Raw genomic sequence first — 14,661 nt, forward strand, 5'->3', positions numbered from 1 at the left:
CACCCGCCGTTCACCGTTGCCGGCGCGACCGTATTCGCGGGTAAACCCGCTCCTACACACAATGCACAGGCCGTTGTAGGAGCGGGTTCACCCGCGAACACGGGCGAAGCCCGTGCTATCCGCCGCGTTGTCTGTTTCGTGAACAAGCCCGCACGTTCCAGGATATGGCGGTTATTCGACCGCCAACCGCCCCTTGTTCTGCCGCTCGGCCTTGTACTGCATGGCCACTGCCGGTGCCGGCTTGGAGGTACCGGTTTCCAGCCATTGTCGCATGCGGCTGGCATCGGCGAAGTGGGTGTACTTGCCGAAGGCATCGAGAATGACCATGGCCACCGGCCGGTTGTCCATGCGGGTCAGCAGTACCAGGCAGTGCCCGGCTTCGTTGGTGAAGCCGGTCTTGGTCAGCTTGATGTCCCAGTTGCTCTTGTTCACCAGGTGGTCGGTGTTACGGAAGCCCAGGGTGTAGTTAGGCTTGCGGAAGGCCACGGTCTTTTCGCGGGTGGTCGACAGCTCGCTCAGCATTGGATACTTGCGCGAGGCCATCAGCAGCTTGGCCAGGTCGCGGGCAGTGGAGACGTTCTGCGTCGACAGGCCGGTCGGCTCGACATAGCGGGTATGGGCCATTCCCAGGCTGCGGGCTTTGGCATTCATTGCCTTGATGAACGCAGGGTAACCGCCGGGGTAGGCGTTGGCCAGGCTGTTGGCCGCACGGTTTTCCGACGACATCAGGGTAATCAGCAGGGTTTCGCGACGGTCCAGCAGGCTGCCCAGGCGCACGCGAGAGTACACGCCTTTCATTTCCGGGTTGTTGGCGATGGTCATGGTGAGCATTTCATCCATGGGCAGCTTGGCATCCAGCACCACCATCGCCGTCATCAGTTTGGTGACCGAAGCGATGGGCACCACGCGGTCGGCGTGGCTTGAATACAGCTCCTTGCTGCTGTTCAGGTCGATCAGCAGGGCGCTGCCTGAAGCCAGATGCAGTTTGGATGGGTCACGTTGAACCTGGGCCGGGGGTTGTGCAGCAGCAGTCGACGGAAGGGTCGCGGTACCTGTGAGCAACAGCAGCAGGCTGAGGATAGACAGGGAAGTTTTCACGTTGAGGCTCACTAAAAGTTTGTATGTCGTTGGCTGTGCAAGGGTTTTCCCCCTAGAAACCGATGCATTCTGGAGTATGGCTGAATTGCTGTCGAATGCCTTATGACTAAAGGGCGCAAGGTGAACGATATTTAATCCTGTACCCATTACGTTCTTTTCCAGCTTCGCCAGTTCCGTCCAATCGTTGGCAGAATTCAACCACTTGGCGTAGGTCGAGAGAAGCACCTGCACCGAGCGCCCAAGCTGCCCAGCAATGAACGCTGGATTCGTGGTGACGAGCCAGAAGGCTGGAAGATGAATGGCGACTCCGTCGAGACGCGGCGCTTCTGCTTCGAGCGGTATTGCGCGATCTCTCTGGCCCTTGCCAGTGCGCCAAGAGCCCGGCTGTTCAACATTACGGTGCGGGTGTATTTCGTCTTGGTCCGCTCGACTGCCTGCTTTTCAACCACGATCCGGCAGATGTGAGCCGTCTTTTTCTCGACGTCGACCTCATCCCAGCGCAGCGACATAATCTCGCCTGTGCGCATACCCACCCTGCGACACGCTGCTGATGACCCGATTTGCCTCAGAGGCGGTCGACCGTATCTTCAGGCCCGGCTTTCGGTACAGCAAGGCAGAGGTGCTGCTGATGGACTTGCGGCAACCCGGTGAGTTGGCAGAGGACTTGTTTGCGCTCAAGCAATGAGTGGCTGCATTCGACCTACATCTGCCTTTAAAAAAGGACAGCTAACGGCCAGAAGAGGACCGTCGAAGACATTACCTGATGGGCTGATTTGTGGAACGAGGCGGTCATCCATGTTCCGCTGCTAGCATTGATCTGAACTGAGAAATGAGCGCTGAAGATAATCCGGCACCTTCGAACACTGCGCAGGTGAAGCTAACGGGTGCAGGGCCTGGAGCAGTTATGATGCGGTCTGCAACCACAGCTACTGCACTGCTTCGATAGCGCGTGCGCCCGTCATAACCTACGGCATTTTTTTGCAGAAAGTCAGCGCTGTTCGAGGTATGAGGAACCGTGTCGAGTAGCCCAGCTCTCGCAAGTGCCAGCGTTCCACCACAGATGCCAGCAATTGTCGCTCCACTTGAACGACTAGCATGAAGAAAGTCTCGAATATCCGGAGCTTCTGTACGCTCCCAGACCATTCCTCCAATCACGACAACAACGTCCGGTTTCCAGTCCAGGCATTGTTGCAAGCCACTATCGACAGTTACAGCCAATCCGCCCTGCGAGTGGAGCGGCCCTGTAACAGGTGCGAAAAACCCGACGTCGATCCCATAAAATGGAGACGCAGTTCCAGCAATGAATGCGTATTCCCAGTCAGCAAAACCCGGTGTCAGTATCAAACCCACGCGTGCCATCAGCCAGATTCCTCCATGAATGCCGATAGCGTACGGCGTCTTCAAACAGACATCAAGGTTCAGCTAGCGGTGCTCATAGAAGGGAGGATGATGTTCCCGGTCGCGATATTGGATTCAATATCGAAATTAAGAATACTGTGCTGCTGGCACCAGGGCCTTAGAACAATTTGAAATTTGTCAAGTTTCGGCAAGCTTGATTGACTACGATTATGAAGGCGAAAGCGAAGCTGACGCATCTTAGATAACACGCAATTGACTCCAGACCGCCGGGGGCATTTAGTGAACCCCTCAGACTTTGTCTTCAGTAAGTGACCGCTTTTGGCCGATAACTGTTCTCCACGAAGGACAACAATGGGTCGAAAGCTGCCGGTCGGGATGACCGCTTTCGACCCATTGCAGACACTCACGGAAAGGAGTACTGCAAACCGAGGCCTCCGATCGCCATTACTGCTGGCTCTGGCTTGACAGCACTCTTCAAATTCACTGCAATGAAATGCGTTTAGGGGACGAACCAAGGAACCAGCCATGGGCAAGACGCCATCCTGTTCCCGGGGGGCATCCTCCGTGCCTCGGTTTTCATTCCGGTGGGCTTGTTTCTGGTCTGCCTTACATTTTGGTTAGTTGAAGACCGCTTGGACCGCTTGGGCTTTGTAGTTCACGCCCAACGCGCCCGAGGCAATGTCAGCGCAGTGAACGCGGGCGGCAGTCATCCACAAATCGACTTTAGGGACGCCACTGGCAGAGTGATCAGCTCACCCGTAACTGGGTTGATGTTCGGCTACGCCATAGGCGACCGGGTTAACGTGTTGTATCGCCCTGAAGCGCCCGCTACGACCGCACTCATCGATGACCGAGGCGCGCTGTGGGGCGCGAGCCTGCTGGCCGGTCTGTTCGCTTGCGTATTCGCGTTGGGAGGTAGCCGCTACCACCTGGCCGCATGGATTTACCGACGCCGGATGGCGCAACCAGTTAAAATGGTTTGCGACCACCGCCGGCCTTTGGGTAGTGCGCCTCAATCAATGCCACCAATCAGCTCCACGGCAGCATCTGCTCCATCTCGGCCATGAAACGCTCGCGACGGGTTTGCTTGCGCTTACCGGCGTTACTCGAAATCGGAAAAGCTCATCTGACTCATGAGACGGAGGGCTTGTAGAGGGCAGTGGACGGAGGGCTATTTCAGCACAGGTCAGACGGCCTGTGCTGACTTGATTGGAGAATCCCTAAGCTTCAACGATATACATAATGGAAAATGGTTAGAGCAATGAGCAGTACCATTTGGATGGCTAACATGCTCACCAATAATCGTCTCATATTGGGCGGAAAACGTTTAACTTCATTTAAGTCAATCAAGCCTCTGCGCAAAAAGATTGACGGTATCGCCAGTACCAAAGAGATCGACCCCGTGCGCATGACTTTGCCCAGTAAGCCTGCATGCTGGAATATTTTTTTATTGCCGGCCACGTACGTACAGTTCGGGAGAAACGACTCAAAGTGCTCAGTGTATTTATGTGCGATGTAACACAGCACGATCATAGACAGAATTATGGGCGCAAGGATCAACAGCGCAATCAATCCAGGGTCAACTGCATTCACTCCGATACCTCACGATATAAAAAATCACCCACCATCTCACCTCCCCAGCTCCCGATGTCTCCGAAGATTTTACCGCCAACTGCACCGCCTACCACAGCACAAACCAGCGCTCCAGGGCCGCCTGTAGTAACCCCCAGAACGACTACACAAGCACCAGCTCCTGCCATACCTCCCGCATACCCACCGAGGCTGCCACCTCCCAGGCCACCTATCAACGCCGAGCTTTCAACATATTTGGCGCGGCGGCACTGGTCCTCCCGGCCCATTGTGCAGGCTTTATGAATCGACAAGCCTGTGGCAGCCACATCCAGCGCAGTACCGATATACGTGCCTTTCTTGACCAAATTCGACGCTTTGGCAACACCAGATACCTTGTCGGCATAGCCGGCGATCTCGCCTGAGTGGAGGTAGCTGCGGGTCGAGATGCCCAATGCCTGCTTGACCTTTCCTTGGTTACGTAACCCTGAACCGTACGCGGCGAAGTTTTCCAGCTGCTTTTCGAGCTTCATGAACAAAGCGGTGCGCTTGGCATAAAACGCGTCGCGGGCACTCAAGGTGCCAGAGCCGAGGTACTCGCGATGTAATTTCTCGATCTCCTCAAGTGTGTCCTTGATATTTTGCAGATGCCTGCTCCAGCCTTCACCGACTGCACCAACTCCCATTGAAGCGTTGGCAAGAACGCTTTGCAGCAAGTCGAAGTGCTCCAGGAAAAAATCATCCGCGTCCACCCCACTTGTAAGCAAGCCAGCGTGCACCTGAGCAGCCTTGGCCATGAGGAAAGCTTCGTGGCTGGTGCAAGAGGGTGTATCGGGGTCGCCGACGATCACCAGCTCCCCGCCCATAACCACACTGTTGGCAATGTGCGCATTCAGAACATCGAATTTGCCCTGAGCATGCCCCGATACCGGTGTGCTGGCCTTCAAAGACTGGTAGGACTGGGTTCTGGAGTTGATGAAGCTGCGTGCCTCACTCATCGTCTTACCTCACGCATACTTCTTATTGTTGATCCGGTCCCAGCCCCCCGTCACATTCCCTCCAGCTCTACCATCAGTTCGTTTCTGCCGAGTGTAGGTGGTCTTGATGCGTCCGTAGTTCAACTGAACGACCTCGATAGGAACGCCCGAGCCGGCGTTCTGCGAGTAGTCGGCAATGATCACTTCTTCCAAGACAATTTCGTAGTACTTGAGCTTGTCTGTGCCTGCCCGGCAAAGCACGAGCTTCACTTCTTTCAGATGTTGGCCCGCACAGCTTGCTTCCAGCAGCTTGCAACTCGCGCTGTCGAGAAACTTAGTGAAGGTGAAATTGGTCAGGGTCGTACGACCGGATGTCGCACCGCCAGAAGAGCTCGCGGTGGCAGATGTGCTTTGATTGACGGCGAAATTGTAGCTATTGATCTCGATCCAGTTGGTGTACTGCTCATCCAGCGCTTCGCCAGGGATACCGTCGATTTGGATGTAGGCATCGAAAGCCATATTTACCGCTCCTTGGTAATGGTTGGAATTATTCTCGAAGGAAGAGTATGACACTTATATCAAAAGAATGTTCCTGGGCACGTTATGGGTTTTCCGATCAAGTCAGCACAGGCTGACCTGACCTGTGTTGGGATAGCCCTTCCTAGGAATTGGGGGACGCTAGCGCACGATCCGCGCAATTTACTACCTGCTGAGAGAGGATTAGAAAGCCTTGGAGCGATGCGTAGCCTATTACTGGAGTAGTTGCCCCCGCGTCAGAAGGGCCCAAACGTCCTGGGAGTGCTTCTTCATGCCGAAGATCTTGCACGGCAATGTGATAAGTGACCCGATGGCGTAAAGCCACATGTCAAGAAGCACGATTGCTACAAAGTCCATGGTGTTTATATCTCCCGGGGCTACCGTAAGGGGCTGGCAATGGAATTCGTTTACCACGAGGGCAGCTTTGGGTCGACAGCGGACTGTGGGAGGTGGCTGTAGCTGACGACCCAGGATGGATCTTGGTTGGCTGAACGCCTGGATGGGGGAGTAAAGCTGTCTAAAACCGCCCGAAAGCGTCTCGGTCTTATTGGGCCAAAGTCGCTGAAACTGGCTGAACCCTATTAGACAGGCCAGATGCTCAGGCCGCTTGCGGTGCGGTCTGAGGATAGACTCCCACGCTACTGCTGCATTGCCGGGATGTGCTGGATGGACGCACAGCCGGCGCGTACCAATTTTTGCACCAATGGCTATGTTTTTGAGTGGGATGCAGTGTAGCGAAAGGTCCCGGTATTGAGGTTCTCGCCCGTGTCCGGTGATCTGATATAAAACCTTTCTGGACAGGGTAAGCGCACACTTGATGTAGCTCAGAGCTTCTGAGCATTGAGAGGTGCGTATGACCATAGATAGGGATGGAATGGATTGTGATCAGCAGGCTATCAGGCCGGCTGAAAACAATGGTCCGCCAGGCGGTCAAGACTCGGAAGGTAAAAGGGAGCAGCCCGAGGATCGCGACGATTCCGCACATAATCGGCCCTTTCGAGGCAGGCAGAGACCAGGCCCGCCGGACCCATCGCGGGCATCCAATGCCGAGCGTTATAGTTATCACAAGCGCCCACTGGAGTAACTGCCAGTACAGTGTGTAAAGGCTGGCGGAAGTACTGTTCAGCCCAGCTGATAGAAGCCCAGCCCCGCGCTGGGCTTTTTGCATTCATGCGACGCCATGAGGGCTTGTGCTAGCAGGGCTGGGCATCGACGTTCAGCGGTGGATGAGCAAGAGCTCGCTGATGATGCAGATCGAGCCGTCCTCGGCGGGTGTTGCGTCGGTGTAATCGACCTGGTTGTAGACCCCGCCGTGGAACTCGAACAGGTGTGAAGCCCAGGTGCTGTCGAGCTGCAAATCGCCCGACGAGGCGGATACCCCGTTGTATTCGGCCGTCACGTTTACCACGCCTTCAGACGTGGTGTGAATGCTGATGTGGAACGTCGCACCCAGTGGCACCCCCTTCAAAACCGTGGAGTTCACCGGATCGGTCTGGTTGAAGGTGCGCCGAAACCCGAAGGTGATGTTGCCCTTGTTCCAGAACACCTTTACCGGCGGGCCGTCATCCCCGCGTACGTGCATCTGGGCAATGACCACCTTCTGCGCCGAGTTGACCTTGGTCAGCGTCATGGTCTGGCGATTCCAGTGATTCTGGGCGCTGGCCAGCGTCCAGTCTTGCGTTTCTGTCCATTCGCAGCGTGTCCTGTGGGTGCTTTTGCTCGAAGCACCTTTGGTGGGTGCTGAAAACTGGATCGAGCCATCGCTGAGCACCGTCACGATGCTGGGGAAGCGGGCAATCGCTTCAGCACCGTTTAGCTCCAGAGCAACGGGGTTGGTTGAGGAGACGGCTATCGGCGTGGCGATGGTGAGGTGGCTGATATCTACGGCCATGGGGAGCTCCTGGCGAAAGGGTTTGAGTGGTTGAGCAGCCGTGCAAATGGCGGTCGAACACAAAATTAGCCTGTGGCTAAAATCAAATCAATAGCTTTTGGCTAAATTAATTTCGCTTTGTGGGATGTTACCTACTGGCGAAATTTTTCGCGATGGGGCTTTACGCTGGCTTTGGCGGTGAGATAAGCTTTAGCTGAATACTGTACGAATATACAGCTATCAGGATAAGAATATGTCTAGGCACATGCAGTCGGGACCCCAACAGCGCCAGGAAATGACTGGAATAGAGCGGCTTAGCCTGCGGGTATCGTCAATGATCAACCACCCACTCGCGCAGACGCAGCGTTGGGTAGTGGTGCACCGCCTGGATACCGACGGTGAAGCGGAATGGGAGGAGGTGATGGGCCAGTTGCTGGAAACGCCCGAGTTACAGTTGACGTTCAACGATGATGCTAGCGTGACGGTGCGATGGGCGCGCTCTAGCGTGGAAGAGCGTGATGATTTTGTCGTCGAGCGCGACTGCGAGATGCAGGTCGAGGAGGCGGCACCTTTCTGAGCTTCAGCAAAAGCCCGCCGGTCAGGGCGGGCTTCGGTTTATACCAGGTGGGCATTCCACACCAGAAGGACCCTGGCCTGAATGTAGGTCTCTTCCCGACGAATCATGCGGTCTTTGTGCCGCGAGTTGTCGGAGATCATCTCGAAGTGGTCCTCGTCCGCGATCTGTAGCCGCTTGATGTAGATGTGGTCGCCCCAGGAAAAGAAGTAGATGCCATCGCCGACGAATTCGCGGATGCTGACGTCGACGATCAGCGGGTCGCGGTGCCTGATGGTAGGTTCCATCGACTGACCCCAGCCGGTCACCATCTTCAGGTGATGGTGCTCGCTGAACTCCACGCCCAGCTCGCGCAGGTGGCTGGGGCTGACGCGAACGTCCTTGAACATCTCGGGGTAGTCGTGGGGGATCTGGCCACCGCCCATGGCGGCCCGCACGTCATAGTGGGCAATCCACACTTCGTCACCGACCAGGCCGGGGCGAAGCGGCTCGGCTTTCAGCAGCGTGGTATCTGCAGGCTCTTGCGCAGCTGCCAGCAGCCTTTGCCGGGTTTCTTCAGAGATCCCTTTGCCGCTTCGGGCCAGCATCTGCTTGACCAGGTCGGCTGCTGAGAGTTTGTTGTCACCTGCCTCGACAGCACCTTGCGCATGTTCGCCTGGCGACAGTGCGTCGAACCAGCCCCGTGGCAGGCCTTCGATGCCCTCGATGCGACGGGCCACGTCATCGCCCAGGTTTTTCACTGTCTTGTCCGAAAGGATCTGGCTCAGGTGTGCAGGCGCCATCCCCCAGCGCTCTGCGCAGGTCCCCTTTCTCTGGCTACCGATCAGTTTCACCAGGTTGTGCTTGCGAATTTGGTAGATGTCCATGGGGTGAAGCATGCCAGTGTTTAGCTTGCTGCTAAATGTGCGCATGGCTAAATCTGCTCTTGTGGTGCTGTTAGCTGTAGGCTAAATTAAGCGCGCAAACAAGGAAAGCTAACGAGACATTTTTCTCCAGGGCTGATCACATCATCATCTGTAATGAGGTTCACATGGATCCGACCGACCTCGGCCCGGGCACCGTCACTTGGTTGGGCGGTACGGGGACTGTACTGCTAGGTGCGTTTCTGTGGCTGCGCAAGTGGTTGTCCAGAGATGCAGTCGACCGCGCGATGGACAACGCGGAGCTTGCAGTCATCCGCCACCTGACAGAACTGCTGGACATCGAACGGGATGCCCGACGGGAGGCCCAGGCAAAAGCTGATCTGCTCGCCAAGGAACGAAACGAGCTGGTGATGACCGTAGGCCGGCTGCAAGGCAAGGTCATGGTGCTGACCAGTCAGTTGGGCAGTAGCGGCCAAACACGAGGTGGCAACCCCGGCAATCCGTGAAGAACAAAAAAAAGCCCGCCAGTTTGGCGGGCAACAGGGGCATAGGGAGCAACGCACAACAAATTCGGGTCAGGCAGCCAAGGTGCCTGGCTGCAACTGTTCGGCCAGTGCCCGGGCTGATGCGAGCGTCGGCATCGGGCCGCTGACGGCTTCGCCGTTGCGAACCAGGTACCAGCACGCCAGCAGGCCCTGCTCACGCAGTGAGACGGGAACGGCGCTACCGACAACGGACATGATCTGGATAGTGGCCATGGGGACCTCCTGTGAAACATGGCTCCACCATACGCAGCAGCCGGGGCAGTTTGAAATCAACTTCCTCGATAGTGATCATTGGTCCTATCAACCGTTACCACGTTCGGGCCTTGTTACTTTGACTCCGTTCTCTGTCAACCGAGCACAGGGAAACGGTAAAGGTTGTGTAAGGGACGACCAGTGACTGACTCTGTTACGCTGAATAAACGTTTCATTCATGACCAAGGAGCCTGTTATGCCGACAACTCCAAGCCGGGACACCGTGCTTTGCATCTCTCTGGCCGGTCGCCCGGGGACCTTCGGCGTGCGCTTTCACAATCACCTGTACCAGCAGCTGGGCCTGGATTTCTATTACAAGGCCATGCGCACCGATGACCTGCCGGCGGCGGTGGCAGGGATCCGCGCTCTGGGTATTCGCGGCTGTGGGGTGTCGATGCCCTACAAGGAAGCCTGCATGGCTTTGGTCGATGAAATCGATCCCTCGGCGGCGGCCATCGAGTCGGTCAATACCCTTGTCAACTGCGATGGCCACCTGAAGGCTTACAACACCGATTACCTGGCCGTGCGCCAATTGCTGGTGCAGCACCAGGTCGATCCGGGCACCGCGTTTGCCCTGCGAGGCAGCGGGGGCATGGCCAAGGCCGTGGCCAGCGCCTTGCGCGATGCCGGCTTTGCCGAAGGCATCATCGTTGCGCGCAACGAACAGGCCGGGCGCCAGTTGGCGGATGTCTGTGGTTATCGCTGGGTGCCTGAGCCAGGCGACCTCTGCCCGCCGATGCTGGTGAATGTGACGCCGATCGGTATGGCAGGCGGGCAGGAGGCAGATGAGCTGGCGTTTCCCGAGCACGCCATCGCGGCGGCGGAGCGGGTGTTCGACGTGGTGGCGATGCCGGCGCAGACGCCGTTGATTCGCCGGGCTCAGGTGTTGGGCAAGCCGGTGATCACTGGGCTGGAGGTCATAGCGCTGCAGGCGCTGGAACAGTTCGTGTTGTACACCGGGGTAAGGCCATCGCAGGAGCAGGTGGATGCGGCTGTGGCGTACGCGCGGGCTATCTAGTTCCCCCAGCCCCCTTCACGGCTTTAGCTGCGAAGGGGGCTGGCGAAACCAGGGTCAGAACACCTTGTTCCCGCCATCGAGCTGCTTGTCGACCAGTGCCCGGCCATGGGCCAGCGACACATGCTGCGCATTCTCAAGGTCGGAGAAGAACTGCATTGGCATCGACATGCGCTTGCTGGTGTGCCCGTCAGGTGCCGTGATCAGGCAGCCGGCGGCATAGGGCAGGGGTGAGTCGGGGTGGGGCATCACGCTGGCGGTGATGGTGTGCTCGCGGTATTCACAGTGAAGAGATTGCATCGTCCTTACCTCGCTGTGGCATGTGAAGCAGTTACCTTCATATACCACAGCAAGAGGCCGGGAGTTCCCGGCCCGACGAGCGCGCCGCGACGAACGCTCAGTCCTTGAGGTCGGTTGGCTGGATCACTTCGACCCAGTAACCGTCCGGGTCCTTGACGAAGGCCAGGTGGTTCATGCGCCCGTCCTGCAGGCGTTTCTGGAACGGTACGTCCAGTTCCTCGAAGCGCGCGCAAGCGGCGCGTACGTCGGGTACCGAAATGCAGATATGGCCAAAGCCGCGCGGGTCGGTGTTGCCATTGTGGTAGGCGAACTCGGCATCGTTTTCGGTGCCATGGTTGTGGGTCAGCTCCAGCACGCCAGGGATCGACTTCATCCACTGGTGGCGGGCGGTGTCATCAGCGGGGATCTGTGCCGGGTCGACCAGGGCCAGGAAGTACAGGCTGAAAGCGGCTTCAGGGAAGTCACGCTTGTCCACCAGGCGGAAGCCCAGCACGCGGGTGTAGAAGTCCAGCGACTTCTCGATGTCCTTGACCCGCAGCATGGTGTGGTTGAAGACGAACTGGGCGGTGGCGGCGTCAGGTTGCGCGGTGACGCCAGGCAGGGTTTGCAGATCGTGCAGGCTCATGGGAACTCCTGAGACGGGGCCGGGCGCAGGGCGCCGGCAAAACAGACAGGCTGGCCATGATACGGCAGTGCACCGATTGCGCAAATGAAAGCGCCCTGCAAAGGCAGGGCGCTGAAATTAGAGGCCCGCATGTGCGGGCGCGTGATGGGGTCGCTAATCCTTTAGCTGTTTCGATACTGAGCCAGTCCTTGTGAAAAAAGTGTGAAGCCTGTGTGCACATTTCATCAGCGTACCCAGCTTTCTACCGTGGCGGCCCCATACTGTTCTTTCCAAGCCTTGAGACCGCGGTGGTTGCCGCCTTTGGTCTCGATTCGCTCGCCGGTGTGCGGGTTCTGATAGACCTTGACCACCCGTGGGCGGCGTTGTTGCTTGGCGGGTGTGCTGGAAGCGCGGGCCACAGCCTTCGGGTCGAGGATGGCGATGATATCGCGCAGGCTCTTGTCATAGCTTTTCATCAGGCCGACTAGTTTCTGCTCGAATTCGATTTCGCGTTTGAGGCCGGCATCCTTTTTCAACGCTTCCAGTTGCGCCATCTGTTCCTGGAGCGCTTTTTCGGCAGCACGAAACTCTGCAAGTCTGGACACTGTAATCACTCCTGTACGTCGGTCGTGGCAGGGCGTGACGAACATTGAAAAAGAGTAAAACGCCGGCCACGCAGGTGGGTTCCACTGTTCGCTGATATCGAGTGTAGTCATTCATGGCTACCGGGTAAACTGCTAACTTTTTGCAAGTAAGCCGGGAACTTTCCCAGTTTTGCGTGCGGTATTTGGCGGTTTTTCTGCGGTTGCGCGACCGGGGGGCTAGACCATGGTCCAATGGCCTGCGTCAGAGCCTTTGCGCGATCATTTCAGATAATGGCCGACTCATGTTCGGGCTTGCCGCAGTACCGTGGCCAATGCGTGCCGCAGGTTGTTAAATCGTGTTAATTCTGGATGTTTCTTCGCATGTTTTCCCCTTTTCCCCTCGCCCCCGGGCGCCGTGTTACCGGCCTGTTTCTGTTGTGTGCCGGTGTCAACGCCCAGGCTGCCGGGTTTCTTGAAGACAGCAGTGCCAAGGTTGAAGCACGCAATGTCTATTTCAACCGGGACTTCCGGGACGGTTACAGCAGTTCCAGCCAGGGGGCATCCAAGCGCGAAGAGTGGGCACAAGGCTTCATCCTCAATGTGCAATCGGGTTATACGCAAGGCCCGGTAGGTTTCGGAGTGGATGCGCTGGGCATGTTCGGCTTCAAACTGGATTCCAGCCCGGCCGACAGTAACAGTGGGTTGCTGCCCTCGTCCGGTCACGATCCCCGGCACTCGGCCGACCAGTATGCGAAGATGGGCCTGGCGGCTAAGGTCAAGGTCTCCAGTACTGTGCTCAAGTACGGCTCGATGATGCCGGATGTGCCGTTGCTCAAGTACAACGATGGCCGTCTGCTGCCCACCCTGTTCCAGGGGGCCATGCTCACCTCCGAAGAACTGCACGACCTGAAGTTCACCCTGGCTCGCCTGGACAAGTACACCGCGCGGGACTCCACCGACCGCCAGGACATCCGCGTGCACTGCAAGAACAAGCGTTATGCTTGCGATACCGAAGCCGACCACTTCGACCTGGCCGGTGTCGACTACCGTTTCAACGAGCGTTTCAGTGCCCAGTACCAAGTGGCCAGGCTGGAGAATATCTACCGCCAGCACTTTCTCGGGCTGGTGGCCAGTCAACCGCTGGCGGTGGGCAGCCTGTCGGCTGACTTACGGCTGATCAAAAGTGATGACATCGGCAATGCCCGTGCGGGCGAAATCGACCATCGCGCCTTCAGCGGCATGCTTGGCTATAGCCTAGGTGGCCACAAGCTCAGCGGCGGCTGGCAGCGCATGTATGGCAACAGCGCCATGCCGTACCTGGATGGCAGCAACCCGTACCTGGTCAACTACGCCCAGGTCAATGATTTCGCCGCTGCCCAGGAGCGCTCCTGGCAAGTACGCTATGACTACGACTTCAAGGCGCTGGGTGTGCCCGGCCTGACCTTCTTCACCCGTTACATCAACGGTGACAATATCAAGGTGCCGGGCAGCCGTGCCGAAGGCAAGGAGTGGGAGCGCGACACCGAGTTCAAGTACCAGGTACAAAGTGGCACTTTCAAGGATGTCAGCGTACGCCTGCGTAATTCCACTTACCGCAGCAACTATGAAAGGTGGGCGCGTGACATGGATGAGACGCGGGTCATTGTCAGCTACAACTTCTCGATCTTCTAAGCGGCCGCTTTGCCAAATACCGGTAGCCGCCTGACAATAGAGGTGGGTTTGCGCAAAGGGCAGGGCAATGAAAGACCTGTTGTTGATCGGCATCGGCGCGGGTGACCCGCGCCAGGTCACCTATGAAGCAGTCGATGCGCTGCGATGCGCTAGCGTGTTCTTCGTGCTCGACAAGGGCAACGGCAAGGATGAGCTGGTGCGCCTGCGCAAGGTCATTCTGCAGCGCTACCGTCCCGAAGGTGGCTATCGCCTGGTGCCGGTGGTCGACCCGTTGCGCGATGTGCAGGCGGAGGACTACCTGGGTGCGGTGCAGAGCTGGCACCGGCGGCGTGCTGCGCTGTATGCGCGCCTGATCGAGGAGGAAATTGGCGACGGGGAAACAGGTGCCTTCCTGCTGTGGGGCGAGCCCACCCTGTACGACAGCACCCTGCGTATTCTCGACCTGGTCCGCGAACACGGCGTGACGTTGCGCTTGCAGGTCATCCCTGGCATCAGCAGTGTGCAGGCGCTTGCGGCGCGGCACCAGGTGCCGCTCAACCGCGTCGGCGAGCCCCTGACTGTGCTGCCGGGGCGACGCCTGGCCGGGCAGGGGCCTATCGACAATGTGGTGGTGATGCTCGACGGGCAGTGCGCCTTTGCCGGGCTCGATGACCCGGCGTTGACTATCTATTGGGGGGCGTACCTGGGGACCGAGGATGAAGTGCTGATTGCCGGGCCGTTGCAGGCAGTCAAGGCACAGATACTGGAAGTGCGTGAGCGGGAGCGGGCGCGCAAGGGGTGGATCATGGATACCTATCTGCTGCGCAGAGCGCTGTGAGGTGGGTTGCCTGTGTCGGCCTCTTC

The 14,661-nt window shown here is 57.7% G+C and carries 18 protein-coding genes and 2 pseudogenes; 7 read left to right on the top strand and 13 right to left on the bottom strand.

Annotated elements, in window-relative coordinates; all coding sequences use genetic code 11:
- Positions 1-171: 171 nt before the first annotated feature.
- Complete coding sequence (gene pbpG / locus ACF8RA_RS03080; RefSeq protein ID WP_209966925.1) at positions 172-1,098, bottom strand: D-alanyl-D-alanine endopeptidase; 927 nt, start codon at positions 1,096-1,098, stop codon at positions 172-174.
- Between the two features lie 194 nt (positions 1,099-1,292).
- Positions 1,293-1,607 carry a hypothetical protein gene (locus ACF8RA_RS03085; protein WP_231114308.1) on the bottom strand — a complete coding sequence of 105 codons (315 nt, stop codon included), beginning with the start codon at positions 1,605-1,607 and terminating at the stop codon, positions 1,293-1,295.
- A gap of 17 nt (positions 1,608-1,624) precedes the next feature.
- Here ACF8RA_RS03085 and ACF8RA_RS03090 point away from each other — a divergent pair.
- Positions 1,625-1,780: pseudogene (locus ACF8RA_RS03090) on the top strand (DNA polymerase V subunit UmuC); the annotation flags it as partial.
- 107 nt (positions 1,781-1,887) lie between these two features.
- Here the strand turns inward: ACF8RA_RS03090 and ACF8RA_RS03095 are convergent.
- A complete protein-coding gene (locus ACF8RA_RS03095) occupies positions 1,888-2,457 on the bottom strand; it encodes a DJ-1/PfpI family protein (protein ID WP_392518784.1) in 570 nt (189 codons plus the stop codon).
- 584 nt (positions 2,458-3,041) lie between these two features.
- Here ACF8RA_RS03095 and ACF8RA_RS03100 point away from each other — a divergent pair.
- A complete protein-coding gene (locus ACF8RA_RS03100; protein WP_392518773.1) occupies positions 3,042-3,524 on the top strand; it encodes a DUF3592 domain-containing protein in 483 nt (160 codons plus the stop codon).
- Here the strand turns inward: ACF8RA_RS03100 and ACF8RA_RS03105 are convergent.
- The 5 genes and pseudogenes from ACF8RA_RS03105 to ACF8RA_RS03125 form a co-directional block, all read right to left on the bottom strand.
- A pseudogene (locus tag ACF8RA_RS03105) lies at positions 3,490-3,592 on the bottom strand (IS5/IS1182 family transposase); the annotation flags it as partial. The gene ACF8RA_RS03100 and the pseudogene ACF8RA_RS03105 sit on opposite strands and share 35 nt — an antisense overlap.
- Before the next feature lie 92 nt (positions 3,593-3,684).
- Positions 3,685-4,050 carry a hypothetical protein gene (locus ACF8RA_RS03110; protein WP_174369962.1) on the bottom strand — a complete coding sequence of 122 codons (366 nt, stop codon included), beginning with the start codon at positions 4,048-4,050 and terminating at the stop codon, positions 3,685-3,687.
- Positions 4,047-5,024, bottom strand: coding sequence for a hypothetical protein (locus tag ACF8RA_RS03115; protein WP_392518774.1), 978 nt, complete (start codon positions 5,022-5,024; stop codon positions 4,047-4,049). The genes ACF8RA_RS03110 and ACF8RA_RS03115 overlap by 4 nt, the downstream gene beginning before the upstream one ends.
- Positions 5,025-5,033: 9 nt before the next feature.
- Positions 5,034-5,522: an Hcp family type VI secretion system effector gene (locus ACF8RA_RS03120; RefSeq protein WP_392518775.1), complete on the bottom strand. Its 489-nt coding sequence runs from the start codon at positions 5,520-5,522 to the stop codon at positions 5,034-5,036.
- A gap of 1,234 nt (positions 5,523-6,756) precedes the next feature.
- A complete protein-coding gene (locus tag ACF8RA_RS03125; RefSeq protein ID WP_392518776.1) occupies positions 6,757-7,431 on the bottom strand; it encodes a polysaccharide lyase family 7 protein in 675 nt (224 codons plus the stop codon).
- A gap of 232 nt (positions 7,432-7,663) precedes the next feature.
- On the opposite strand from ACF8RA_RS03125, the gene ACF8RA_RS03130 reads away from it, so the two are divergent.
- Positions 7,664-7,987, top strand: a complete 324-nt coding sequence (locus ACF8RA_RS03130; protein ID WP_176682407.1) for a DUF1654 domain-containing protein — start codon at positions 7,664-7,666, stop codon at positions 7,985-7,987.
- Positions 7,988-8,025: 38 nt separating this feature from the next.
- On the opposite strand, the gene ACF8RA_RS03135 is transcribed toward ACF8RA_RS03130, so the two are convergent.
- Entirely contained in the window at positions 8,026-8,850 is an 825-nt protein-coding gene (locus tag ACF8RA_RS03135; RefSeq protein ID WP_176682408.1) for a S24 family peptidase, read from the bottom strand.
- 164 nt (positions 8,851-9,014) lie between these two features.
- Here ACF8RA_RS03135 and ACF8RA_RS03140 point away from each other — a divergent pair, with 164 nt between their 5' ends.
- Positions 9,015-9,353, top strand: coding sequence for a chemotaxis protein (locus tag ACF8RA_RS03140; protein WP_176682409.1), 339 nt, complete (start codon positions 9,015-9,017; stop codon positions 9,351-9,353).
- 69 nt (positions 9,354-9,422) lie between these two features.
- Here the strand turns inward: ACF8RA_RS03140 and ACF8RA_RS03145 are convergent, their stop codons facing one another.
- Positions 9,423-9,605 carry a hypothetical protein gene (locus ACF8RA_RS03145; RefSeq protein ID WP_392518777.1) on the bottom strand — a complete coding sequence of 61 codons (183 nt, stop codon included), beginning with the start codon at positions 9,603-9,605 and terminating at the stop codon, positions 9,423-9,425.
- A 235-nt stretch (positions 9,606-9,840) separates the two neighbouring features.
- Between ACF8RA_RS03145 and ACF8RA_RS03150 the strand changes: the two genes are divergently transcribed.
- A complete protein-coding gene (locus ACF8RA_RS03150; RefSeq protein WP_392518778.1) occupies positions 9,841-10,662 on the top strand; it encodes a shikimate 5-dehydrogenase in 822 nt (273 codons plus the stop codon).
- A 54-nt stretch (positions 10,663-10,716) separates the two neighbouring features.
- Here the strand turns inward: ACF8RA_RS03150 and ACF8RA_RS03155 are convergent, their stop codons facing one another.
- The 3 genes from ACF8RA_RS03155 to ACF8RA_RS03165 form a co-directional block, all read right to left on the bottom strand.
- On the bottom strand, positions 10,717-10,959 hold the full coding sequence (locus ACF8RA_RS03155; RefSeq protein ID WP_021782100.1) for a hypothetical protein: 243 nt from the start codon (positions 10,957-10,959) through the stop codon (positions 10,717-10,719).
- A gap of 97 nt (positions 10,960-11,056) precedes the next feature.
- Positions 11,057-11,584 carry a lactoylglutathione lyase gene (gloA, locus tag ACF8RA_RS03160; protein ID WP_339444308.1) on the bottom strand — a complete coding sequence of 176 codons (528 nt, stop codon included), beginning with the start codon at positions 11,582-11,584 and terminating at the stop codon, positions 11,057-11,059.
- 224 nt (positions 11,585-11,808) lie between these two features.
- On the bottom strand, positions 11,809-12,168 hold the full coding sequence (locus ACF8RA_RS03165; protein WP_176682412.1) for a histone-like nucleoid-structuring protein, MvaT/MvaU family: 360 nt from the start codon (positions 12,166-12,168) through the stop codon (positions 11,809-11,811).
- Between the two features lie 360 nt (positions 12,169-12,528).
- Between ACF8RA_RS03165 and ACF8RA_RS03170 the strand changes: the two genes are divergently transcribed.
- On the top strand, positions 12,529-13,818 hold the full coding sequence (locus ACF8RA_RS03170; protein ID WP_392518779.1) for an OprD family porin: 1,290 nt from the start codon (positions 12,529-12,531) through the stop codon (positions 13,816-13,818).
- Positions 13,819-13,885: 67 nt separating this feature from the next.
- Positions 13,886-14,635: a precorrin-6A synthase (deacetylating) gene (gene cobF / locus ACF8RA_RS03175; protein ID WP_392518780.1), complete on the top strand. Its 750-nt coding sequence runs from the start codon at positions 13,886-13,888 to the stop codon at positions 14,633-14,635.
- Positions 14,636-14,661 lie beyond the last annotated feature (26 nt).

Origin of the sequence: Pseudomonas sp. FYR_5 (assembly GCF_043106315.1) — a bacterium.
In the GTDB taxonomy this organism is placed as follows: domain Bacteria; phylum Pseudomonadota; class Gammaproteobacteria; order Pseudomonadales; family Pseudomonadaceae; genus Aquipseudomonas; species Aquipseudomonas putida_Y.